The organism is Humitalea rosea, from assembly GCF_003253705.1.
In the GTDB taxonomy this organism is placed as follows: domain Bacteria; phylum Pseudomonadota; class Alphaproteobacteria; order Acetobacterales; family Acetobacteraceae; genus Humitalea; species Humitalea rosea.
This window is the reverse complement of the sequence record NZ_QKYU01000003.1, coordinates 72,947-92,760: the sequence shown is the minus strand read 5'-3', so window position 1 is coordinate 92,760 and position 19,814 is coordinate 72,947. Positions and strand designations below refer to the sequence as shown.

Here is a 19,814-nt window from a genome sequence, read left to right as displayed (position 1 = left end):
CACGGCGGGGCAGATTGGGCCATGTCCGAAGCTCCCCCAGCCCGCGCCTGCCTCTACCTCGATTTCGACAATGTCTTCTCCCTCCTGCACCAGCAGGACGAGGCGCTGTCCCATGCCTTCGCCACCACGCCGCTGCGTTGGCGGGACTGGCTCTGCGGGCCGAGGACGCGGCGGCGGATGCTGGCGCTGCGCTGCTACATGAACCCCGGCGGCTGGGTCGAAACCCGCCCCGACGGGCCTTTTGCCGAGATGGGGCAGCATCCCCGGGTCTATTTCAGCCGCTTCCGCGGCGCCTTCACCGAGGCCGGCTTCGAGGTCGTGGATTGCCCCCGCCTCACCCGCGGCAAGAACGCCGCCGATGTGCGGATGGTGATCGACGTGCTGGACGCCATTGCCGGCGAGGTGCCGCCGGATGACGTGATCCTGGCGACCTCGGACAGCGATTTCCTGCCGCTGCTGCACCGGCTGCGGGCGCGGGACCGGCGCTGCCTGCTGCTGGCGCATCCGGCGCTGGCCTCGGCGATGCGGGAATCGGCGGATCAGGTGATCGCGCTGGATGAATTCGCGGCCGGCGCCTTCGGCTGGAGGGAGAACAAGGACAAGGGCTTCGTCCAGCCCGACCCGATGGCGGAGGACCCCACCTCCATCGCGCGGCTGCGCGAGATGGTGGCGCGGAGCGGGCGGTTGCATCTGCCGGCCCTGGGTAAGCTCGCGACCGAGCGGCTCGGCATCTCGCTTCGGGACAGCGACTATTTCGGCACCGGTTCGCTGGAGGCGCTGGTCCTAGCCGCCGGGCTGCGCCGCATCCCCGGCGAGGGCGGCGGCTGGGTCGAGGTCGCCGAGGAAGGGTGACCCCCCTCGCAGCCGTGCCAGCACCTGGTCCGGCGTGATGGCGGCGATCGGCCAGGCGCGCAGCACCGCCGCCGACCGGCCACGCGGCGCACAGAGCGCGGGGTCGCTGTCCGCCCCGAACAAAGCCAGGGTCGGCGCGCCCATCGCCGCGGCCAGATGCACGGGGCCGGTGTCATTGCCGATGCAGAGCGCGGCACCGCGCGCGATCGTCGCCAATTCGCGCAGCGAGGTTTTGCCCGTCAGGTCGATGCCGCCGATGGCGGCGGCCAGCGGCGCCTCGGCGGCACTGCCGGCGACCGCGACCGGCATCTCCAGCCGGCGCGCGAGTGCGACGAAATGCTCCAGCGGCCAGCGCTTGCCCGGCCGCCCCGGCGAGGCCCCGGGCACCAGCAGCGCATAGCGGGGCGGCAGGGCGAAGCGCGACACGTCGCTCGCCAGCCAGGTCAGCTGCGGTTCGGGGAAGCGCGTGATGCCCGCCATCTCCAACTGCTCGCGCTGCCGGTCCGCCGTATGCATCCGGTCTCGGGCGCGATTGGCATGCGGGTGGCTGGCGCCGATGGCGATGCCCGACCACTCAGGCCTGGTGCCGACGAATATCCGGTAGCGCGAGGAGCGCCCCGAGGTCTGCAGATCATAGATCCGCGCGAATCCCTGGCGCCGCAGCCAGAGCGCCAGCCGTGCGACCGACCGCAGATCCCGCCACGGCGGGCGGCCATCGGTGCGGAAGGCGTCGAACCAGGGGCTGCCGGCCAGCAGATCGGCATAGGGGGGCGTGGTCAGCAGGGTGATCTTCTGGCGCGGATGATGCGCGCGGATGGCGGCGAAGGGGCCGAAGGCCTGCACCACATCGCCGAGGGCTGCGAATTTGATGACCAGGATCGGGCGGTTCATGCGAGCAGCTCCCGATACACATCCAGCGTCGCCGCCTGCATCGCCGCGGTGGTGTAGTGGGCGAGCACCGCTTCCCGCGCGCTGGCCCCCATCGCGGCCCGTGCCTCGGCCGGCATGGCCAGCACGCGGGCGATGGCGGCGGCCAGAGCGGCAGGGTCACCGGGGGGGATGCGGAAGCCGGTGACGCCCTCCGCCACCGTCTCACGCGGGGCGCCGAGGTCCGAGGCGATGACGATCTTCGCCATCGCCTGGGCCTCGATCACTGTCCGGCCAAAGGCTTCTGGGTCAGTGCTGGCATGCAGGATTATGTCCGCGCCGGCCAGGGCCGGGGCCAGATCGGGGCGCAGCCCGACCAGATGCAGGCGCTCCGCGACGCCCAGCCCGGCCGCGAGCCCGCGCAATTCGGCGGCGAAGGCACCCTCGGCATCGCCGCCCGCCAGCACCAGCGCCACCTCGGGCGGTAGCAGCGCCAGGGCGCGCACCGCCACCTCCTGCCCCTTCCATCGCGTCAGCCGGGCGGGGAGCAGCACGATGCGTGTGCCGGGCGGGAGGCCGAAGCGTTCGGGACGCATATGGGTCGGGTCGAACAGCGCCGGGTCCACGCCGCGAGGGATCAAGTGAATGCGTGATGAATCAATGTGATGACGCTCGATAATAAGATCACGGATGAAAGCGCTGATCGCGATCACCCGCTCACCTCGCGCCATAACCGAGTTGTACAAGCGCTTGCCCCAAAAACCTTCGTTGTAGGCGCCATGGTAGGTGGTGACGAAATGGGCACCGGTCCGCCGCGCCGCCAGCAGCGCGGCCCAGGCGGGGGCGCGGGAGCGGGCATGCAGGATCGCCACATCCTCCCACCGCACCAGGGCCGCAAGCGCCGCGGCATTGGCGGCGATCGCCCAAGGAGCCTTGGCCCCGAGCGGCAGAGTGACATGCGTGGCCCCCGCCGCCTCCACCGCCGCGACCAGCGGCCCGCCGGCCGAGGCGACGAAAGCGCGAAAGCCGGCGCGGGTCAGGGCCGCGGCGATCTCGACGGTACCGCGCTCCACGCCACCCGAAACCAGGGCGGGCAGCACTTGCAGGATGGCGGGAGGGCGGGACATGGCCGTGTTCGTAGTCGGGCCCGCCGCCGGCGTCATCAACCCCTGTGCGCGTAGGTCGCGTCCAGCCGTTCCTTGAGATAGGCGGCACCCGTCGTCGCGGGCCAGCGCGGGATGCCGGTGCCGGGCAAGGCGGCGACCACCGCATCGGGATTCGGGTCCAGGAAGAAGGCGGCGGAGAACCGCTCCCGCGCCGGCATCCGTACCCGGTGCGGGGTCGAGGCATAGACCCCGTTCGACCATCGCATCAGGCAATCGCCGATGTTGCAGACCAGGGTACCCGGGATCTGGGGCACATCCTCCCAGCCGCCGCCGCGCCGCTTCACCTCCAGCCCCGCGACGCCATCGGTCGCGAGCACGGTGACATTGCCATAGTCGGTATGCTCGCCGGCGCCAGGCAGCGCGGGGTCGCCGCCGCCCGGGTAGCGCAGCAGGCGCAGGGTCGCGAGCGGGGTGTCCAGCTTGTCCTCGAAGAAGGTCTCGGCCAGGCCGAGGTCCAGCGCGAAGCCGCGATGCAGCAGCCGCCCCAAGTCCCAAGCGGCGTTGAACCAGGCCAGCGTCGCCGTGCGGAACCCCAGCAAATCGGGCCAGAGGTTCACCCCGCGAAAGGGCGCGCCCGCCATCACCTCCGGATGATCCGGCGCGAAATCGAGGCCGATGTTGAAGGCCTCCTTCACATCCGGGGCCTGGCCGGCCGCCAGCCGCTCCTCGGCCAGCGCCACCCAGCCGCGGTTATGCGGCGAGCGGCGGATGGAGAGGGCGGCCTTTTTCTCGGCCGGGAGCGCGAAGACGGCGCGGGCGGCGGTGAACAACCCGGCGCGCAGCGCCTCGGGGATGCCATGGCCGGTGACGAGGAAGAAGCCCCGCCCCCGGCAGGCCGCCCCCAGCGCGGCCGCGACCGCCCGCCGCGCCAGGGGATCGGGCGATGCCAGCCCCGACACATCGAGCACCGGCACCTCGGCCATCAGATCGGGTCCGGCATCACCACGCCCGCCGCAGCGCAGCGCTCGGCCAGGATCGGCGGCAGCGAGGGATGCAGGGCGACGCCGCTGTGCAGGGCCTCGGCCTTTCGTGCGAGCCCGCGTTCGCCCGGCAGGCGCGGCGCCGGCTGGCCGGCGGGGGCGGGGCTGGTGCGGATGGTCTCGGCAAGCCAGCCGGCCTCCCGCGCGAAGGCCTCGGTGCCGCCGAAGCGTGCCGGGTCCAGCACCAGGACGAAGACGGCGGCCCCCCAGCCGCCCGGCACATCGGCGCGGCCGCCCTCGCCGCCGAGGGCATTGGTCAGCGCCTCCACCAGCAGGCCGAGGGCGAAGCCCTTGTGCGGCGCGCCGGGTGCGCCGAGCGGCAGCAAGGTGCCGCCGGCGCCGAAGACGGCGGGATCGTTGGTGGGCACACCCTCGGCATCCTGCAGATAGGGATGCGGGAAGACGCCCCCCGCCGCCTTCAACCGGCCGCTCATGCCATTGGTGGTGTAGGACATGGAGACGTCGAGGATGACCGGCGGCCCCTCCCCGGTCGGCCAGCCCGCTGCCAGCGGGTTCGGCGTCATCACCGCCGCGATCCCGCCCGCCGGCGCGACCGAGGCTGTGGCGGGATCGGAGGAGACGAGCAGCAGCATTTTGCCGGCGCGGGCCACTGGCTCCGGATAGGCGGCGAGGCAGGCGATGTGATGCGCTCGCTTGATGACCACGCAGCCGAGGCCGAAGACCTCGGCCATGGCTTCGGCCCGCGCCACGGCGCGGCGGACCAGCCAGGGGCCGGGCAGCTTGCGGCCGTCCCAGGTCTCGGCGACCGGGGTCTGGGCGATGATCTCGGGCTCGCCCTCGGCGGTCATCCCACCGCTGCGCAGCGCATCGAGGTAGGGCGCCATCAACCCCAGCCCATGCGTGTCATGGCCGAGCAGGTCGCCTTCGACCAGTACCTCCGCCATGTCCAGCGCGCGATCGGGGGAGAGGCCCTCCTTGGCGAAGAGCGCCGCCACCGTGGAGATCAATGAAACAACCTCGAACCGCATCATCCGCCCTTTACGCCTCCCGTGGTCAGGCCGGCGATGATCTGTTTCTGGGCGAGCAGGGTCAACAGCAGCACCGGCAGCGTCACCAGCAAGGCGGCGGCGGCGAGCGGGCCCCAGCTGATCTGCTCGAAGGTCAGCATGTTGTTCACCGCGACCGGCAGGGTGCGCGAGTTGCGGCCGGCCAGCACCATCGCGAAGATGAAGTTGTTCCAGGAGAAGATGAAGGAGAGGATCACCGCGACGGTCACCCCCGGTCGCGACAGCGGCACCGCGACATGCCAGAAGGCCTGCCAGATGGTGGCGCCATCGACCATGGCGGCTTCCTCCAGCTCCGGCGGCAGCCCCTCGAAGAAGCCCATCATGATCCAGACCACGATCGGCACGGTGATGACGAGGTGGGTGATGACGATGGGCGCGAGGGTCCCGGTCAGCCCGATCCATTGGAACAGCAGGAACAGCGGGATCAGGTAGGAGAGCCCCGGCGTGATCCGCGCGATCAGGATCAGCACCGCCGCCCGCGTCGCCCGCATCCGCGCGATGCCGTAGCCTGCGGGCACGCCGAACAGCACCGCAAGGCCGGTTGCGGAGAAGGAGACCACGACGCTGTTCCAGGCCTGGCCCAGGAAGTCGTTGCGTTCGAACACCGCGATGAAATTCGTCCAGACCGGCGGATTGGGGATGAAGATCGGTGGGAAGTCGGTGTTGTCGAGCTCATTCTTCAGCGACAGCGACAGCATCCACAGGAACACCATCAGCGCCGGCGAGATCAGCACCAGCACCGAGGCGCCGAAGCCGATACGGCCCAGCCAGCGCCGCATCACGCCGCATCCTTGAAATGCTGCCGCGCCCAGAGGAGCAGCATCGCCAGCGCCACGATGATGAGGAAGAACACCACCACGACCGCGCTGGCATAGCCCATGTTGTAATAGGCGAAGGCGTTCAGGTAGAGGAAGATGTTGATCGTCTCGCTGGAGGTTCCCGGCCCCCCTTGGGTGATGACGTAGATGGTGTCGAAGGCCTTCAGCGCATCGATGGTGCGGATGATCAGCGCCACGATCAGGAAGGGTGCGAGCAGCGGCAAGGTGATGTGCCGCAGCACCTGCAAGGGCGTGGCACCATCGATCTTCGCGGCCTCATAGGGATCGACCGGCAGGCTCGCGAGCCCGCCGAGCACGATCAGCATCACGAGCGGCGTCCAGTGCCAGACCTCGACCAGCACCAGCGTCGGGATCACCGTGTTCGCGTCATAGACCCAAAGGCTGGGCGGCAACCCCATGCTGGTCAGCAGCCAGTTCAGCACGCCAAGCTGCGGATGGAACATCATGGTCCAGACCAGAGCAACGGCCACCGGCGTCGCCATCATCGGCAGGATGAAGATGGCCCGCGCGAGCCCGCGCAAGGGGAATTTCCGGTTGAAGGCCAGCGCCGCCGCGGTGCCGAGCAGCATCGGGAAGACCACCGCCAGCGCGGTGTAATACAGCGTCCGCAGCACCGCCCAGCCGAAGCGCTCATCGGTGAACAGGCGCTGGTAGTTGGCGAGTCCGATGAAGCTGCGCCCACCGCCGAGCTTCCAGTCATGCACCGACATGAACAGGGTGAAGACCCAGGGAAACAGGATGGTCGCGAAGACCACAACGCCGCAGGGCGCGACGAACCACCAGTAGTGGCGCGCATAGTTGCGGCGGCGGGGATTGGCCCCCGCCGCCGCGACCCCCGAGAGGGCGATGCTCATGCGGCCCGCTCCGACGCCTCCAGGATCGGGCGGAAGGCGTCGGTCGCGCGCTTCAACTCGGTCGCGACATCGGCACCGCCGATGGTGTTGGTGAGCGCGGTGCCGATGGTGTCGCGGAACTCCGTCACCGGCAGGATGATCGGCAGGCCGGGGCGGCTGATCGCGGCACTTTCGACGAGCGTGTCGAAGAAGTCGCGCGGGAAGCGGCTCGCCTTGATCGCCTCCTCATTGCGGTAGGGGCTGGTGCGGGCGGGCGAGCCGGCCCCACCCGTGAGGTAGCGCAGCTGGTTCGCCTTGCCCGAGGCCCATTGCAGATAGAGCCAGGCCGGGCCCTTCTTCTGCGACGCCTCGGCGATGCCGAAGCTGGTGCCGAACATGCAGCAGTGATGCGAGGCCGAGCCGCGCGGCACCACCGCATAGCCGACCTTGCCGGCGACGCGGGAGCGGGTGCGGTCCTCCAGCGGCGCGGCGAAGCCGACGCCGTCGATCCACATCGCCGCCCGGCCCTGCATGAAGGTCGTCTGGCATTCGTTCCAGTTGAAGCCGACCGAGCCCGGCGGGGAGCAGTCGCGCATCAGTGTCTGGTAGATGCGCCCGGCCTCGATCGCATCGGGGGTGTCGGTGATCAGCTGGCGCTGCGCGTTCAGCGTGTCCTTCTGCGCCGTGCCGAGCAGGAACTGCGTCCAGAGCACGACATTCGCATTGCGCAGGCCCCGTCCGACATTGCCATAGATCTGGCGCGAGGGGTCGGTCAGCTTGCGCGCGGAGTCGACCATCTCGTCGAAGCTGCGCGGCACCCCGAGGTTCTTTGCCGCCAGCAGCTCCTTGTTGTAATACATGATGAAGTAGTCGGTGAACTCCGGCAGCGTATCCAGCCGGCCATCCGCCTGCCGCGCATACTCCACGATGCCCTGCCCGTAATCGGCGAAATCGAAATCCGGCGCCGTCAGGCTGGCATCCTGGATCATCGGTGTGAGGTCGGTGCACCATTTGGCGCGGCCGATCTGCAGCTTGGAGACATGCAGCGAAATCCCCACCACGTCGAAGGAGGGCCGGCCGGAGGTGAACTCGATGGCGAATTTCTGGCGGTGCTGCTGTTCCGGGATCGCCTCCGCGCCGACGCTGATGCCGGTCATCTCCTCGAACTCGCGCTGGTTCGAGATCAGGATCTGGCTGCGCGGATTCTGCGTGAGGCTGACCTCGATCCGCTGGCCCCGGAACCGGCGCCAGTCGAAGCCCGACTGGGCGTTGGCCGTCTCGATCATGGGGGGGGCGGCCAGCAGGGCCGTGGTCGCACCGAGCACGCCGCGACGGGTGATCCATTCGGTCGGGTTCATGTTTGGCATTCCTCCTGCCGCGCCCGCTGACCGGGCGTCGTTGCGGGGGATGCTGCGTCGCTCGGCGCGGGCTTGTCCAGTGGCCGTGGTGGCGCCACCCTGCCGGCGACGGGAGAAGCATACGATGGACATGACGGCACTGCCCGCGGACTGGCGGGAGGGGCATTTCGCGCTGCGGGTGGACTCGCCCGGCGGCCCCATGGTCGTGGCCCTGCAATTTGGCGCGGGTTTCGATATGACGCCGGTGTTCGGCACCACCTCGGCCTGGCTCAACGATCCCAACCCGCTGAAGGCGATCAGCCTGGGCTCGCCGGTGGCGCTCGGCAGCCTCGGGGATCTGCTGGCGCCCAATGATCTGCAGGCCGCCAAGGCCTGCGGCGTGACCTATGTGCGCTCCATGCTCGAACGGGTGATCGAGGAGCGCTGCCGGGGCGACGCCGCCCAGGCCGAGGCCGTCCGCGCCGAGATGCGCGCGGTGATCGGCGAGGATCTGACCGCCCTCATCCCCGGCAGCCAGGCCGCGATGCAGGTGAAGGAGCGGCTGCTGGCACTCGGCTGGTGGAGCCAGTATCTGGAGGTCGGGATCGGCCCGGATGTGGAGATCTTCTCCAAGGCCCAGCCCATGGCCTCGGTCGGGCCAGGTGCCGCGATCGGCATCCACCCCATGTCCGGCTGGAACAACCCGGAGCCCGAGGCGGTGCTGGCGATCTCCGCCACGGGCCGGATCCTCGGCGCGGCGCTGGGCAATGACGTGAACCTGCGCGACGTGGAGGGGCGCAGCGCGCTGCTGCTCGGCCGCGCCAAGGACAACAACGCCGCCAGCGCGATCGGACCGGCGATCCGCCTGTTCGATGCGGATTTCAGCCTGGCCGATGTGGTCGCCGGCACCACGCATCTGACCATCACCGGCGAGGATGGCTTCCGGCTGGAGGAGACCGGCGCGGTGAATGCCATCGCCCGCGACCCGGTGGATATCGTCGCCCAGTTGATGGGCCCGCACCACCAGTATCCGGATGGGGCGATGCTCTACCTCGGCACCCCCTTCAGCCCGTCCAAGGATCGCGGCGCGCCGGGCATGGGCTTCACCCACAAGGTCGGCGATGTGGTGACCATCCACAGCAAGCGCCTCGGCACCCTGTCCAACGCCGTGCGCCTGACCAGCGAATGCCCGCCCTGGACCTTCGGGGTCACGGCGCTCTTCGCCTCCCTCGCCCGGCGCGGATATCCGCGCCGATGACCGAGGAACTCGGCCGGCTGCGGGAGATCGCCTATGCGCGGTTGCCGGGAACCAAGCCGGGGGTGGTGTTCCTCGGCGGTTTCCACAGCGACATGCAGGGCAATAAGGCGACCTTCCTGCGCGGCCACTGCGCCGCCCATGACCGCGCCTACCTGCGCCTCGACTACTCGGGCCATGGCGAGAGCGGCGGGCGGTTCGAGGAGGGCTCGATCGGCCTCTGGCTCGCGGATGCCGAATCCGCGCTGCTGGAACTGACCGACGGGCCGCAGATCCTGGTCGGCTCCTCGATGGGGGGCTGGATCGCGATGCTGCTGGCGCGGCGGCATCCGACGAAGGTCGCGGCGGTGCTGGGCATCGCGGCGGCACCGGATTTTCTGACGATGCTCCTGGAGCCTGCCTTGCCCGCGAAGGCGCGGGCGGAGCTTGCGGCCAAGGGCGTGGTGCTGATGCCGTCCGAGTATGGCGAGCCGACGCCGATCACCCGGCACTTGGTCGAGGAATCGAAGGAGCATCTGCTGCTCGACCCGGGCTTCGACCTGCCCTGCCCGCTGCATCTGGTCCAGGGCATGGCCGATCCGGACGTGCCCTGGCACCATGCGCTGCGCATCGTCGAGGCCTGCCGGCGCCAGGATACCCGCCTGACGCTGATCCGCGACGGCGACCATCGCCTGTCACGGCCGCAGGATCTGGAGCTGATCTGTCAGCTGCTGGGCGCGCTGCTCAGCACCGCGGCCAGCCCCTCGCGGTAGGTCGGGTAGCGCCAGGCGATCCCGAGCGCCTGCTTGGTCAGATCGTTCCTGACGCGGCGGCTCTCGCTCCAGAAGGAGCGCGCCATCGGGCTCATCTCGGGCCAGACCTCGGCCAGCGGCCGGGCGATGGGCGGCGGGAGGCCGAGCAGCCGCGCGGCCTCGGCCACCACATCGGCCTGCGGCGCGGGCAGGTCGTCGGTCAGATGCAGCACCCGCGCCCCGGCCGCGCGCTCCTGGGCCGCCGCGGCGAAGGTGGCGCGGCCGATATCCTCGGCATGGATGCGGCCGAAGGCGTGACCGGGGGCGAGGATACGCCGCGCCTGGCCGGCGCGCAGATCGTCGAAGACGCTCGGCCCCGCGCCGCCATAGATGCCGGCGGTGCGGAACAGCTCCAGCGCGCGGCCGGCGGCGATGGCGCGCCAGGCGTCCTCGGCCGCCAGGCGGCGCTGGCTGCGCGGCTGGCCGGGGGCGGGCTCGGTGCTCTCATCCACCCAGGCCCCGCCGCGGTCGCCATAGACCCCCGTCGTGGACATATACCCGACCCAGCGCAGCGGCGCCGCGGCCCGCAGCGCCGCCCGCAGCGCCGCGTGGTGCGCCGCGATGACGGGGTCGGATTCGGCCGGGGGGGCGGTGACGAGGAGATGGGTGGCCTCGGCGATCGCGGGCCCGGCCTCGGCGAAGGGGATCACCGCGACCCCCTGCATCGCGCGCCGCGCGGGATCGCGCGCCGTGGCCGTCACCGCCCAACCGGCGGCCAGCGCGGCGCCCGCCATGGCACGGCCGGTGGTGCCCAGTCCGAAGATCAGAAGTCTGTTTGGCATGGCGCCATCCTGACCGTCCCGCTTCGTGCAGACCAGGGGATGCAGGATGCCGCCGATCCGGCTAAGTATCGCGCGAGATGCGCGCAACCTCCCGTCCCCTGCTGCTTGGCGCCTTCGCCTGCGCGATGCTTGTCGCGATCGGCGGCGGCGGTTGGGTCAGCTGGTCCACCTCCTCGGCCGAGAGCCCCCCCGCCGAGGTCCAGGCCGAGGAAGTCCCGCTGCCGCTGCCGCCGGCGCCGGTGCGGCTTTCGGATGACCCGGAATACGATCGCTGCCTGGACATGCTGGGCTATGACCCGACCGGCAGCGCGGCCTTGGCCGAGGCCTGGGAGACCCAGGGTGGCGGCGAGGCCGCGCGGCATTGCGCCGCGCTGGCGATGCTGGCGCTGGGGGATGCCGAACGCGCCGCGCCGCGCCTGGAGCAGATCGGCCGCACCTCCACCGCCGGGGCCATGGCGCGGGCGGCGGTGTTCGGGCAGGCGGCCCAGGCCTGGATGATCACGGGCGCGCCGCAGCGGGCCTATGGCGCCGTGACCATGGCGCTCGGGCTCGCACCCGAGGACGCCGACCTGCTGATCGACCGCGCCGTCACCTCCGGCATCCAGGGGCGGTACGAGGAGGCCATGCAGGATCTGGACCGTGCCCTGACGCTGGCGCCGGACCGCACCGATGCGCTGGTCTTCCGCGCGGCCGCCGCGCGGCACCTGGAACGGCCCGATGCGGCGCTGGCCGATCTGGAAGCCGCTTTGGTGATCGACCCCGACAGCGCCGAGGCGCTGCTGGAACGCGGCATCCTCAAGCAGATGAAGGGCGATCCGGACGGCGCGCGCCGGGATTGGCAAAGGGCGATCACGCTTGCGCCGGACAGCCCGACGGCCGACCTCGCCGCCCAGAACATCGCGCTGAACGAGGCCGGTCCCCGGCGGAACTGACGCCGGTCGCGGGCCTAGGCGGCGAGCGCCCCCAGCGCATCCGCGACGACCGGGGCGAGGCCCCGGAATTCCGCCGCCCGCGGCCCACGCGCCCGCCAGGCAAGCCCGATGGTCCGCCCTTGCGGCGGCTCCAGCGGGCGCAGCAGAAGATCGGTGCCGGCCAGCACCCCGCCTTCCACCGCGAGCCGAGGCAGCAAGGTCAGTCCGAGCCCCCCCGCCACCATCTGGACCAGCGTATGCAGGCTGGTGGCGGCGAAGGCATCGCCCGCCCCCGCCCCCGGCAGGCCGCAGGCCGCCAGCGCCTGGGCGCGGAGGCAATGCCCGTCCTCCAGCAGCAGCAGCCGCTCGGCACCCAAGGCCGCCACGGTCACCGGATCGAAGGCCGCGAGGCGGTGGTCGGCCGGCAGGGCGGCGAGGAAGGGGTCCTCGGCCAGCGCCATCGTCTCCAGCCCCTCCCCCGCCACCGGCAGCGCCAGCAGCAGCAGGTCGAGCCGCCCGGCCTGAAGCTCCTCCACCAGCCGGTCCGTCCGCTCCTCACGCAGCCAGAGCCGCAGCCGCGGGAAGGCCGCCCGCAGCCGCGGCATCAGCCGAGGCAGCAGGAACGGGCCGATGGTGGGGATCAGCCCGAGGCGCAGCGGGCCCGAAAGCGGCGCGCGGGCCTGGTCGGCGGTCTCCGACACCGCCTCCAGCGCCGTGAGCGCGACGCGGGCCCGCTCCAGCACCTCAAGCCCGAGCGGGGTGAAGACCGGGCGCTTGCCATGGGCACGGTCCAGCACCGTTGCATCCAGCAGCCGCTCCAGCGCGATGATCCCGGCCGAGAGCGTGGATTGCGTCACCCCGCAGGCGCCCGCAGCACGGCCGAAATGGCCGAATTCGGCCAGGGCCAGGAGGTATCGGAGCTGCTGCGGCGCAGGCAAGGCCATCATTGAATGGATCGATCATTCTGTTTAAAACAATTCATTGGCATACAAGCGATCTAATGGCCATACCGAGGATGCCGCGGAAAATTGTGCACTGCGGCAGCCATTCCTTCCAGGAGACCACGCCATGCTGACCGTCGGCGACAAATTCCCCAGCTTCACCCTGAGCGCCGTCAAGGGCGGCCCCGACGGCCTGGGCGGCCCGGGTGTGTCCTTCACCGAGGTGTCGAACGAGACCGACGCCGGCAAGTGGAAGATCTTCTTCTTCTGGCCGAAGGACTTCACCTTCATCTGCCCGACCGAAATCGCCGCCTTCGGCAAGCTGTCGGGCGAGTTCGCGGATCGTGACGCCGTGATCTATGGCGGCAGCACCGATGGCGAGTTCGTCCATCTGAACTGGCGCAAGTACAACGACGACATCCGCGACCTGCCCTTCCCGATGCTGGCCGACACCAAGCGCGAGCTGTGCGAGGCCCTGGGCATCCTGGACAAGGACGCCGGCGTGGCGCTGCGCGCGACCTTCATCGTGGACCCGGACGGCACGATCCAGTGGGCCTCGGCCAATGGGCTGAACGTCGGCCGCAATCCGCAGGAAGTCGTCCGCGTGCTCGACGCGCTGCAGACCGACGAACTCTGCCCCTGCAACTGGACCAAGGGCGCCGAGACCCTGGCGCCGCAGGAATTGTTCGAAAAGGCCGCCTGAGAGGCCATCCGTCGCGCGGCCCCCTCCGGGCCGCGCGACCCCTTTTTCGCCTGCCGGCGGCCCTGCCCTGCCCTGCCGCCCCCCGTAAAATCCGACTGAGTTGAAAGGACCCGGCCATGTCGCTGGAAGCCCTGCGCGCCCGCCTGCCCGAATATGCCAAGGATCTGAAGCTGAACCTCGGCAGCCTCGCCACCGAACCCTTGCTGAACCAGCAGCAGCTTGCCGGCACCTTCATCGCCTCGGCCCTGGCCAGCCGCCATGCCGCGACCACCGCCGCGATCGTCGCCGAATTCGCCCCCAAGCTGTCGCCCGAGGCGCTGACCGCCGCCAAGGCCGCCGCGGCGATCATGGGCATGAACAATGTCTATTACCGCTTCACCCATCTGATCGGCGGCGATTACCCGAACATACCGGCCAAGCTGCGCATGAACGTCATGGCGCGCCCTGGGGTGGAGAAGGTCGATTTCGAGCTCTGGTCGCTCGCGGTCTCGGCCATCAACGGCTGCGGGATGTGCATGGAAAGCCACGAGAAGATCGTGCTGCACGGCGGGCTCTCCAAGGAGCAGGTGCAGGCCGCTGTCCGCATCGCCGCGACCGTGCATGCCACCGCCGTCGTGCTGGATGGCGAGGACGCGCTGGCGGGCTGAGCCGCCAGGCCGCCCCACCTTAACGGGGCGGCAATCCTTTCAGGCGCCCTCTGCCGCTTCATCCGGACGGGGCAATACGCAGGTGAGCGGCGAGGAAGGGCGAGGCCAGGCCTCGATGAGTCCTGGTGAGGGCGCACGCGAACGCTTCGTCGCCTTCGCCTTCGCCGCCTCCGAATGCCTGATCGAAACCGATCCCCTGGGACGAATCCTATTCGCGGTCGGCGCCTTCCGCTCACGCTTCGGCTGCGAGGCCGAGGCGCTGGTGGGTCGCCCCATCGCGACCTTGCTGGCGCCGGAGGAGCAGGGGCTGATTGCCACCGCCATTCCGATGCTGGCGCTGCGCGGCCGCCTGCCGCCGAGCGTGGTGAATTTGGCCGCTGGCCCCGCCGCGCCATCTGCGGGCCCGGTGTCGAGCCAGGCGGTGCTGTCGGGCCTGGCCTTGCCCGGGCAGGATGGCCAGTTCCGGCTCTGCCTCACCCTCGGCACGGTGCCCTTGGGGCTCGCTCCGATCCAGGCTGCGAACGGCAATGGACCAGCTCCGCAAGCTGCCGGGCTGCTTCGCGCTGCCGAGGCGAGGCTGCAGGCGGGCAGCGCCGGACGCCTTGGCCTGTTCGAGATCACCGGCCCCGCCGCGGAGCGCCTCGCGCGGGGCGATCCCATCTTGAATGGCGCGCTTGCGACGGCGTTGCAGGCTGGGCCGGGAACGCTTGCCGGCAGCGTGGCGCCGGGCCGCTTCGGCCTGATGCAGGGCGGCGAGGCGCCGCTGCCGCTCGGGGAGTCCGCCGCCGCGATGACGCGCGTGCTGGAGCAGAGCGGGGTCAGCGGCCAGATCAAGAGCCTGGAACTGCTGCTGACCCATGATGGGATGAACGAGGCGCAGGCGGTGCGCGCGCTGCGCCATGCGCTCGGCGCCTTCACCCGCGGCGGTGCTTCGGGGCTGGCCGCCGCCGGTATGGGGGATGGGTTGCAGGCCTTCCTGGACCTCGTGGCCAAGCGGCGCGGCGGCTATCGCCGTACCATCGCCGAACGCCGCTTCCGCCTCGACTACCAGCCGATCTGTCGCCTTGCCGATCGACAGATCCATCACTTCGAGGCGCTGCTGCGGCTTGATGGCGCGGGCTCGGCCGGGGTCGGGGAATTCGTCAATCTGGTGGAGGGCGCTGGCCTCTCCGAGGAACTGGATCTCGCCGTGGCCGCGGTCGCGGCCGAGGCCTCGCGCGATGGCCCCTCGATCGCCTTCAACATCTCCGGCTATTCGGCGCAGAGCCCGCATTTCCGCGCCGCATTGCTCGCCCTGCTCGACCGGGCCCGGGTGCCGGCAGGGCGGATGCTGATCGAGCTGACCGAGAGCGCCGAGGTCGAGGATGAGGACGAGGCCGCCATCACCATCGCCGCCCTGCGCGCCCGCGGCGTGGCCGCCTGCATCGACGACTTCGGCGCCGGGGCCGCGTCCTTCCGCTACCTGCGCGCCTTCCGCGTCGATTACGTGAAGCTCGACGGCTCCTTCGTCCAGGCCGCCGCGACGCAGGAGCGGGAGCGCAGCTTCCTCGCCTCGATGCTCGACCTCGCCCGCACCGTCGGCGCCCAGACCGTCGCCGAGCGGATCGAGACCGAGGAGGATGCCGCGCGCATGTTGGCGTTGGGCGTGGATTTCGGGCAGGGCTGGCTGTTCGGCCGGCCCGGCAAGCTGCCCGGCCCGGCGGCGCCGAAGCAGCGGCGCGCCATCGGGCATGAGGTGTGGAGATGAGGCGTTCCTACCCGGCGTAGCCCGCCGCCCGCGGCAACCAGAGCGCAATTTCAGGAAACGCGATCAGCAGCCCGGTGCCAAAAGCCAGCATCAGCATATAGGGCAGGATCGAGCGGTTCACCTCGGCCAGCGGCGCCCCGGTGATCGCCTTGATCACCACGAGGTTCATCGCCACCGGCGGCGAGATCAGCGCCATCTCCAGCGACAGTGTCAGCAGCACGCCGTACCAGACCTTGTCGATGCCGAGCACGCCCATCGCGGGCAGGATCGCCGGCATGGTCAGCAGGATGATGCTGAAGCTCTCCAGCACCAGCCCCAGCACGAACAGCAGCCCCATCATCGCGATGATGAAGCCGGTGCGGCCAAGCCCGATCGCGGCGATCTCCGCCGTCAGTCTTTGGGGCACGCCGAGCTTGGTCAGCATGTAGCCGTAGATGGCAGCACCGGCGATGATGAGCAGCAGCATGGAGGAGGTCCGCGTCGCCTCCTGCACGCCCGACAGCAGGTCGCGCCAGGTCAGCGTGCGGTAGATCACACCCGCCACGAACAACGCATAGAGCGCCCCGGTCCCCGCCGCCTCGGTCGCGGTGAAGACGCCCATGTAGATGCCGCCGAGCACGAATACCGGCAAGGTCATCGACCAGCCCGCGCGCGCCAGGACCGGCAGGATGGCGGTGGGCAATTCCTCGCCCTCGGGCACACGGGCGTGCCCTTCGGTCGCCATCACATACAGCGCGAACATCGCCGCCATCATCAGCCCGGGGATCAACCCCGCGAGGAACAGCGCGCCGACGCTGGTCTCGGTGACATAGGCGTAGAGCACCATCGGCGCGGAGGGCGGGATGAGAATGCCGAGCGTGCCGCCACCGGCGACGACGCCGAAGGCACCCTTGCGCGACATCCCGTAGCGCAGCATCTGCGGAATCGCGATCTTGCCCACGGTCAGCGCCGTCGCGACCGAGGAGCCGCTGATCGCCGCGAAGATCGTGCAGGCGAAGACGGTCGCGATGCCGACCCCGCCGCGCAGGTTTCGCACCAGCGCGAAGGCGGCGGCGTAGAGGTCATCGACCACCCGCCCGCGCACCATCACATGCGCCATCAGCATGAACAGCGGAATCGCGACCAGCAGATAGCCGTCGAGATTGCCGATCACCATCTCGCCGAGCGCCGGCACCCCGCCCTCGACCGCCAGCAGCACGCCGAGCGGCAGCAGGAACAGTGCCGCGAACATCGGCAGGCCGAGGTAGAGCAGAACGATCAGAACGGCCATCAGGCCCAGAAACAGCACCCGCCTATTCTCCGCGTGCCAGCGTGTCGCGCGGCAGTTGATCCTCGCCGGTCGGCTGATACTCCGGCGTGCCGCCCGTCAGCAGAACGAGGCTCTGCACCAGCGCCACCAGGCACAGCACCGAGGCACCGATCGGCAGCAGCATCTGCACCCACCACAGCGGCACGGCCTCGATCTCGGTCGCCAGCCCGACCATGCGGGAGAAGGACACCGCCTCCCACCCCGCCACAGTCAGGATCGCGCCCACCGCGGCGACCGAGAGCGTGCCCGCGAGGCGCGAGGCCCGCGCCCAGCCTGGGCTTGCCTGGGAGACGGCGATATCCACGCCGATATGCTCGAAACGCCGCTGCGCCTCAGGTGCCGCGAGCAGCACCAGCGCCACCACGAGCCAGCCCGCCACCCGGTCGATCCAGGGCAGCGGCTCGTTGAACACATAGCGCGAGACCACCGACACCCCGACCAGCACGAGGCAGGTCGCCGTTGCCAGCCCGCCCAAGGCGGCCGCGATGCCCGAAAGCACCGCGACCAGGCGGACCAGCAGCTTCACAGCGCGCGCAGCAGTTCGAGGATGCGCGGCCCGCCCTCGGGCGCGAGGCGGAGGAAGGTCGCCATCACCGGCGGCTGCATCGCGGCACTCCAGGTCGCGGCCTCGGCGTCGGTCTGGTCGTGCAGGGTCATGCCCTTGGCACGGAGTTCGGTGACGGCGGCGGCGGCGGTCGCCTCGGTCGCCTCGATCGCCTTCTCCTCGGCCAGCTTCACCGCGGCCTCGATCAGGGTGCGATGGGGCGCGCCGAGCCCGTCCCACCAGCGCGGGTTCACATAGATCTGGGTGAAGACCGAGAAGAAGGGCGCGACGGTGCCGAAGCGCTGCACTTCATAGTAGCGGCGCGACACGGCGGCGGAGACGTCGGTCAGCCCGGCATCCAGCACGCCCGATTGCAGGGCGGCGGTGACTTCCGGCGCCGGGGTCGCGGCCGGGGCGGCGCCGACGGCCGAGAGCCCGCCATCGATCATCGGGTTCAGGCCGCGGATCTTCAGCCCCTGGAAATCCGCCAAGGTGATGATCGGCGCCTTCTGGCTGGTGAAGATCGTGGCGCGGGTGGTGAAGAGCCAGCCGAGGCTGCGTACCGCGCGGCGCGCCGTCGCGGCATCGAGGAACTTGCCCGCCTCGCTGCCCGAGAATTTGCGGATGCGGTCGAGCGAGGTGAACAGGTAGGGGATGGTCGGCGCGCTCATCTCGGGGATGGTGTTGCCCCAGGTGAAGTTGGTCGCCACCGCGGCCTCGAAGGCGCCGCGCGCGACGCCGGGGAAGTTGTCGCTGACCTTGGCAAGCTGCTGCGCCGGGAAGATCTGCACCACCACGGCGCCGTTGCTGCGGGCCGCGACATCGGCGGCGAAGCCTTCCAGCACCTGGGCGATGTGATGCGCCGGCGGATATTGATGCGACAGCCGCATCGTGACCGCGGCCTGGGCGCGGGCGCCGCCGGGCAACAGGGCCGGTGCCAGAAGGGTTGGGGCGGCAAGGAGCATCGTGCGACGGCGCATGGGGATAGACCCTCCGGTTTGAACGTTTCCGGGGCTTTCCATGCTGCCGGTCGGGGCGCCGGTCAACCGCCCCCGGCAGCGTTACGCGGCCACCTTGCGGATGATCAGACCGATCGAGGTCATCGGGAACCCATCGACGCTCAGCTTCAGATGGGGTGCTGACGGGTAGCCCAGCGCCGGATGTGGATCATGCTCATAGGGCGGATGGTCGATGAAGCGGTCGAACAGCCCCGACCCCGCATCCAGATCCACCGCCAGCAGCTCATGCCCCTTGGCCGCGAGACGGCCGGCCAGATCGTCGAGATGCTGCGTCCGGAACAGCACCGTCGGCCAGTTGTCGGTGCTCTCGCCGCTGCCATCGAGGTTGAATTCGGAGGTATGCACCGCGATCCCGCCGGGCTTGAGGGACTTCAGCGAAGTCTCGACGAAGACGAGGCCGGCCTCCACCGAGCCGAGATGGCCAAAGGCGCCGACCGACCAACAGAAGTCAAAACCGTTCTCCAGATCCTCGGGGATGGCCGCCATGTCCATGGCGCGGAATGCGCCGGTCTTCCAGAACGGGACGCCTTCCAGATACGGCGGGCGGGCAAGGTCGCCGATCTGCGCCGCATGGCCCGCGACGCCGCGCCACAGCCTTGCCGGATCGACGACGCCGCCCATATCCGTCGCCAGGACCGAAACCCCGCGCGAGGCGAGATAGGCCGGCAGCGGCTCCTGCCCCACCGCGAAGCCGAGTCCGGATTTCCCCTCAGCCAGGAGACCCGCCTCCCACACCGCCTGGAGCACGAAGCAGAGCTCCCAGACGCCGCGGCGATAGAGCGGCGTGAGGTGCAGCTGGCCACACCAGTGCCGCGCCCAGGCGGCCTCGATATCCGCCTGGCAGCAGAGCTTGCTGCGCAGCCCCACGCGCTGCGGTTCAGCCGGGATGGGCGCCAGGGGCCCGGCGCGCCCGGTCGCATAGGCCTGCTCGGCCAGGGCCGATGCCAGCACCTTCATGTTCCAGCGCAGATTGGCATTGTCCTTGAGCGCCTGGGCCAGCGGATTCGTCTGCGGACGATTGCTGCTGTCGATCCGCGGAAGCAGTCCCCAAAGCTCGGACCGCAGATCGGCGCGCCACCACGTCCGCATCCGCGCATAAAGCCAGCCCGCCACGGACGCCGTATCCTTCCGAGCCAAACCATTCTCCTTCATGCGCAAGCCAGCGCGCCATTCGATCACGATAGGGCGAGCAGGGGAATGCCTGGCCTCGCCAAACCGGGCTCACGGCCGCTCAGGCTTGACGACCGCAGGGCCGCACCGCAG

20 protein-coding genes are annotated in these 19,814 nt (G+C 70.3%); 7 read left to right on the top strand and 13 right to left on the bottom strand.

From position 1 onward, the window contains the following. Nucleotides 1-21: 21 nt before the first annotated feature. Nucleotides 22-852 carry an NYN domain-containing protein gene (locus tag C8P66_RS03570; RefSeq protein WP_158537080.1) on the top strand — a complete coding sequence of 277 codons (831 nt, stop codon included), beginning with the start codon at nucleotides 22-24 and terminating at the stop codon, nucleotides 850-852. Here the strand turns inward: C8P66_RS03570 and C8P66_RS03565 are convergent. The 7 genes from C8P66_RS03565 to C8P66_RS03535 are packed head-to-tail and all read right to left on the bottom strand — an operon-like array spanning nucleotide 784 to nucleotide 7,923. Then, a complete protein-coding gene (locus tag C8P66_RS03565) occupies nucleotides 784-1,743 on the bottom strand; it encodes a glycosyltransferase family 9 protein (protein WP_111396773.1) in 960 nt (319 codons plus the stop codon). The genes C8P66_RS03570 and C8P66_RS03565 overlap by 69 nt on opposite strands. Next, on the bottom strand, nucleotides 1,740-2,846 hold the full coding sequence (locus C8P66_RS03560) for a glycosyltransferase family 4 protein (protein WP_111396772.1): 1,107 nt from the start codon (nucleotides 2,844-2,846) through the stop codon (nucleotides 1,740-1,742). Before C8P66_RS03560 ends, C8P66_RS03565 begins: the two co-directional genes overlap by 4 nt. Nucleotides 2,847-2,881: 35 nt before the next feature. Continuing rightward, nucleotides 2,882-3,808 (bottom strand): isopenicillin N synthase family dioxygenase, encoded by a 927-nt coding sequence (locus tag C8P66_RS03555; RefSeq protein ID WP_111396771.1) that lies wholly within the window; start codon nucleotides 3,806-3,808, stop codon nucleotides 2,882-2,884. After that, nucleotides 3,808-4,857: an Ldh family oxidoreductase gene (locus C8P66_RS03550; protein WP_111396770.1), complete on the bottom strand. Its 1,050-nt coding sequence runs from the start codon at nucleotides 4,855-4,857 to the stop codon at nucleotides 3,808-3,810. Before C8P66_RS03550 ends, C8P66_RS03555 begins: the two co-directional genes overlap by 1 nt. Further along, nucleotides 4,854-5,672, bottom strand: coding sequence for a carbohydrate ABC transporter permease (locus tag C8P66_RS03545; protein WP_111396769.1), 819 nt, complete (start codon nucleotides 5,670-5,672; stop codon nucleotides 4,854-4,856). Before C8P66_RS03545 ends, C8P66_RS03550 begins: the two co-directional genes overlap by 4 nt. Then, nucleotides 5,672-6,586, bottom strand: coding sequence for a carbohydrate ABC transporter permease (locus tag C8P66_RS03540; protein WP_111396768.1), 915 nt, complete (start codon nucleotides 6,584-6,586; stop codon nucleotides 5,672-5,674). The genes C8P66_RS03545 and C8P66_RS03540 overlap by 1 nt, the downstream gene beginning before the upstream one ends. After that, nucleotides 6,583-7,923 (bottom strand): extracellular solute-binding protein, encoded by a 1,341-nt coding sequence (locus C8P66_RS03535; RefSeq protein ID WP_111396767.1) that lies wholly within the window; start codon nucleotides 7,921-7,923, stop codon nucleotides 6,583-6,585. The genes C8P66_RS03540 and C8P66_RS03535 overlap by 4 nt, the downstream gene beginning before the upstream one ends. Nucleotides 7,924-8,053: 130 nt before the next feature. On the opposite strand from C8P66_RS03535, the gene C8P66_RS03530 reads away from it, so the two are divergent. Together C8P66_RS03530 and C8P66_RS03525 are read left to right on the top strand one after the other, a co-directional pair. Beyond that, complete coding sequence (locus C8P66_RS03530; RefSeq protein ID WP_245903191.1) at nucleotides 8,054-9,160, top strand: fumarylacetoacetate hydrolase family protein; 1,107 nt, start codon at nucleotides 8,054-8,056, stop codon at nucleotides 9,158-9,160. Next, entirely contained in the window at nucleotides 9,157-9,909 is a 753-nt protein-coding gene (locus C8P66_RS03525) for an alpha/beta hydrolase (RefSeq protein WP_111396765.1), read from the top strand. Before C8P66_RS03530 ends, C8P66_RS03525 begins: the two co-directional genes overlap by 4 nt. Here C8P66_RS03525 and C8P66_RS03520 read toward each other — a convergent pair. After that, nucleotides 9,861-10,730 carry a Rossmann-fold NAD(P)-binding domain-containing protein gene (locus C8P66_RS03520; protein ID WP_111396764.1) on the bottom strand — a complete coding sequence of 290 codons (870 nt, stop codon included), beginning with the start codon at nucleotides 10,728-10,730 and terminating at the stop codon, nucleotides 9,861-9,863. The two genes, C8P66_RS03525 and C8P66_RS03520, sit on opposite strands and share 49 nt — an antisense overlap. Nucleotides 10,731-10,807: 77 nt before the next feature. Here C8P66_RS03520 and C8P66_RS03515 point away from each other — a divergent pair, with 77 nt between their 5' ends. Then, entirely contained in the window at nucleotides 10,808-11,662 is an 855-nt protein-coding gene (locus C8P66_RS03515; RefSeq protein WP_111396763.1) for a tetratricopeptide repeat protein, read from the top strand. 14 nt (nucleotides 11,663-11,676) lie between these two features. Here the strand turns inward: C8P66_RS03515 and C8P66_RS03510 are convergent, their stop codons facing one another. After that, nucleotides 11,677-12,588 carry a hydrogen peroxide-inducible genes activator gene (locus C8P66_RS03510; protein WP_111396762.1) on the bottom strand — a complete coding sequence of 304 codons (912 nt, stop codon included), beginning with the start codon at nucleotides 12,586-12,588 and terminating at the stop codon, nucleotides 11,677-11,679. A gap of 121 nt (nucleotides 12,589-12,709) precedes the next feature. Here C8P66_RS03510 and C8P66_RS03505 point away from each other — a divergent pair, with 121 nt between their 5' ends. The 3 genes from C8P66_RS03505 (at nucleotide 12,710) to C8P66_RS03495 (ending at nucleotide 15,679) form a co-directional block, all read left to right on the top strand. Then, nucleotides 12,710-13,285, top strand: a complete 576-nt coding sequence (locus C8P66_RS03505) for a peroxiredoxin (RefSeq protein ID WP_111396761.1) — start codon at nucleotides 12,710-12,712, stop codon at nucleotides 13,283-13,285. Nucleotides 13,286-13,401: 116 nt separating this feature from the next. Further along, complete coding sequence (locus tag C8P66_RS03500; RefSeq protein WP_111396760.1) at nucleotides 13,402-13,932, top strand: carboxymuconolactone decarboxylase family protein; 531 nt, start codon at nucleotides 13,402-13,404, stop codon at nucleotides 13,930-13,932. Nucleotides 13,933-14,047: 115 nt separating this feature from the next. Further along, nucleotides 14,048-15,679 carry an EAL domain-containing protein gene (locus C8P66_RS03495; RefSeq protein ID WP_158537079.1) on the top strand — a complete coding sequence of 544 codons (1,632 nt, stop codon included), beginning with the start codon at nucleotides 14,048-14,050 and terminating at the stop codon, nucleotides 15,677-15,679. 7 nt (nucleotides 15,680-15,686) lie between these two features. Here the strand turns inward: C8P66_RS03495 and C8P66_RS03490 are convergent, their stop codons facing one another. From C8P66_RS03490 to C8P66_RS03475, 4 genes are all read right to left on the bottom strand, one after another. After that, nucleotides 15,687-16,949, bottom strand: coding sequence for a TRAP transporter large permease (locus C8P66_RS03490; RefSeq protein WP_245903190.1), 1,263 nt, complete (start codon nucleotides 16,947-16,949; stop codon nucleotides 15,687-15,689). A 22-nt stretch (nucleotides 16,950-16,971) separates the two neighbouring features. After that, nucleotides 16,972-17,514: a TRAP transporter small permease gene (locus tag C8P66_RS03485; protein WP_158537078.1), complete on the bottom strand. Its 543-nt coding sequence runs from the start codon at nucleotides 17,512-17,514 to the stop codon at nucleotides 16,972-16,974. Then, complete coding sequence (gene dctP, locus C8P66_RS03480; RefSeq protein ID WP_111396756.1) at nucleotides 17,511-18,512, bottom strand: TRAP transporter substrate-binding protein DctP; 1,002 nt, start codon at nucleotides 18,510-18,512, stop codon at nucleotides 17,511-17,513. Before dctP ends, C8P66_RS03485 begins: the two co-directional genes overlap by 4 nt. Nucleotides 18,513-18,593: 81 nt before the next feature. Further along, on the bottom strand, nucleotides 18,594-19,664 hold the full coding sequence (locus C8P66_RS03475) for a methyltransferase (RefSeq protein ID WP_245903189.1): 1,071 nt from the start codon (nucleotides 19,662-19,664) through the stop codon (nucleotides 18,594-18,596). Nucleotides 19,665-19,814: the final 150 nt, after the last annotated feature.

Bases quoted from the DNA above. Each gene is read 5' to 3' on its own strand.
- C8P66_RS03520 (WP_111396764.1), bottom strand. From the start codon at position 10,730: ATGCCAAACAGACTTCTGATCTTCGGACTGGGCACCACCGGCCGTGCC.
- C8P66_RS03550 (WP_111396770.1), bottom strand. From the start codon at position 4,857: ATGATGCGGTTCGAGGTTGTTTCATTGATCTCCACGGTGGCGGCGCTC.
- C8P66_RS03570 (WP_158537080.1), top strand. From the start codon at position 22: ATGTCCGAAGCTCCCCCAGCCCGCGCCTGCCTCTACCTCGATTTCGAC.
- C8P66_RS03530 (WP_245903191.1), top strand. From the start codon at position 8,054: ATGACGGCACTGCCCGCGGACTGGCGGGAGGGGCATTTCGCGCTGCGG.
- C8P66_RS03525 (WP_111396765.1), top strand. From the start codon at position 9,157: ATGACCGAGGAACTCGGCCGGCTGCGGGAGATCGCCTATGCGCGGTTG.
- dctP (WP_111396756.1), bottom strand. From the start codon at position 18,512: ATGCGCCGTCGCACGATGCTCCTTGCCGCCCCAACCCTTCTGGCACCG.
- C8P66_RS03565 (WP_111396773.1), bottom strand. From the start codon at position 1,743: ATGAACCGCCCGATCCTGGTCATCAAATTCGCAGCCCTCGGCGATGTG.
- C8P66_RS03515 (WP_111396763.1), top strand. From the start codon at position 10,808: ATGCGCGCAACCTCCCGTCCCCTGCTGCTTGGCGCCTTCGCCTGCGCG.
- C8P66_RS03535 (WP_111396767.1), bottom strand. From the start codon at position 7,923: ATGAACCCGACCGAATGGATCACCCGTCGCGGCGTGCTCGGTGCGACC.
- C8P66_RS03560 (WP_111396772.1), bottom strand. From the start codon at position 2,846: ATGTCCCGCCCTCCCGCCATCCTGCAAGTGCTGCCCGCCCTGGTTTCG.
- C8P66_RS03500 (WP_111396760.1), top strand. From the start codon at position 13,402: ATGTCGCTGGAAGCCCTGCGCGCCCGCCTGCCCGAATATGCCAAGGAT.
- C8P66_RS03495 (WP_158537079.1), top strand. From the start codon at position 14,048: ATGAGTCCTGGTGAGGGCGCACGCGAACGCTTCGTCGCCTTCGCCTTC.
- C8P66_RS03540 (WP_111396768.1), bottom strand. From the start codon at position 6,586: ATGAGCATCGCCCTCTCGGGGGTCGCGGCGGCGGGGGCCAATCCCCGC.
- C8P66_RS03490 (WP_245903190.1), bottom strand. From the start codon at position 16,949: ATGGCCGTTCTGATCGTTCTGCTCTACCTCGGCCTGCCGATGTTCGCG.
- C8P66_RS03510 (WP_111396762.1), bottom strand. From the start codon at position 12,588: ATGATGGCCTTGCCTGCGCCGCAGCAGCTCCGATACCTCCTGGCCCTG.
- C8P66_RS03555 (WP_111396771.1), bottom strand. From the start codon at position 3,808: ATGGCCGAGGTGCCGGTGCTCGATGTGTCGGGGCTGGCATCGCCCGAT.
- C8P66_RS03545 (WP_111396769.1), bottom strand. From the start codon at position 5,672: ATGCGGCGCTGGCTGGGCCGTATCGGCTTCGGCGCCTCGGTGCTGGTG.
- C8P66_RS03505 (WP_111396761.1), top strand. From the start codon at position 12,710: ATGCTGACCGTCGGCGACAAATTCCCCAGCTTCACCCTGAGCGCCGTC.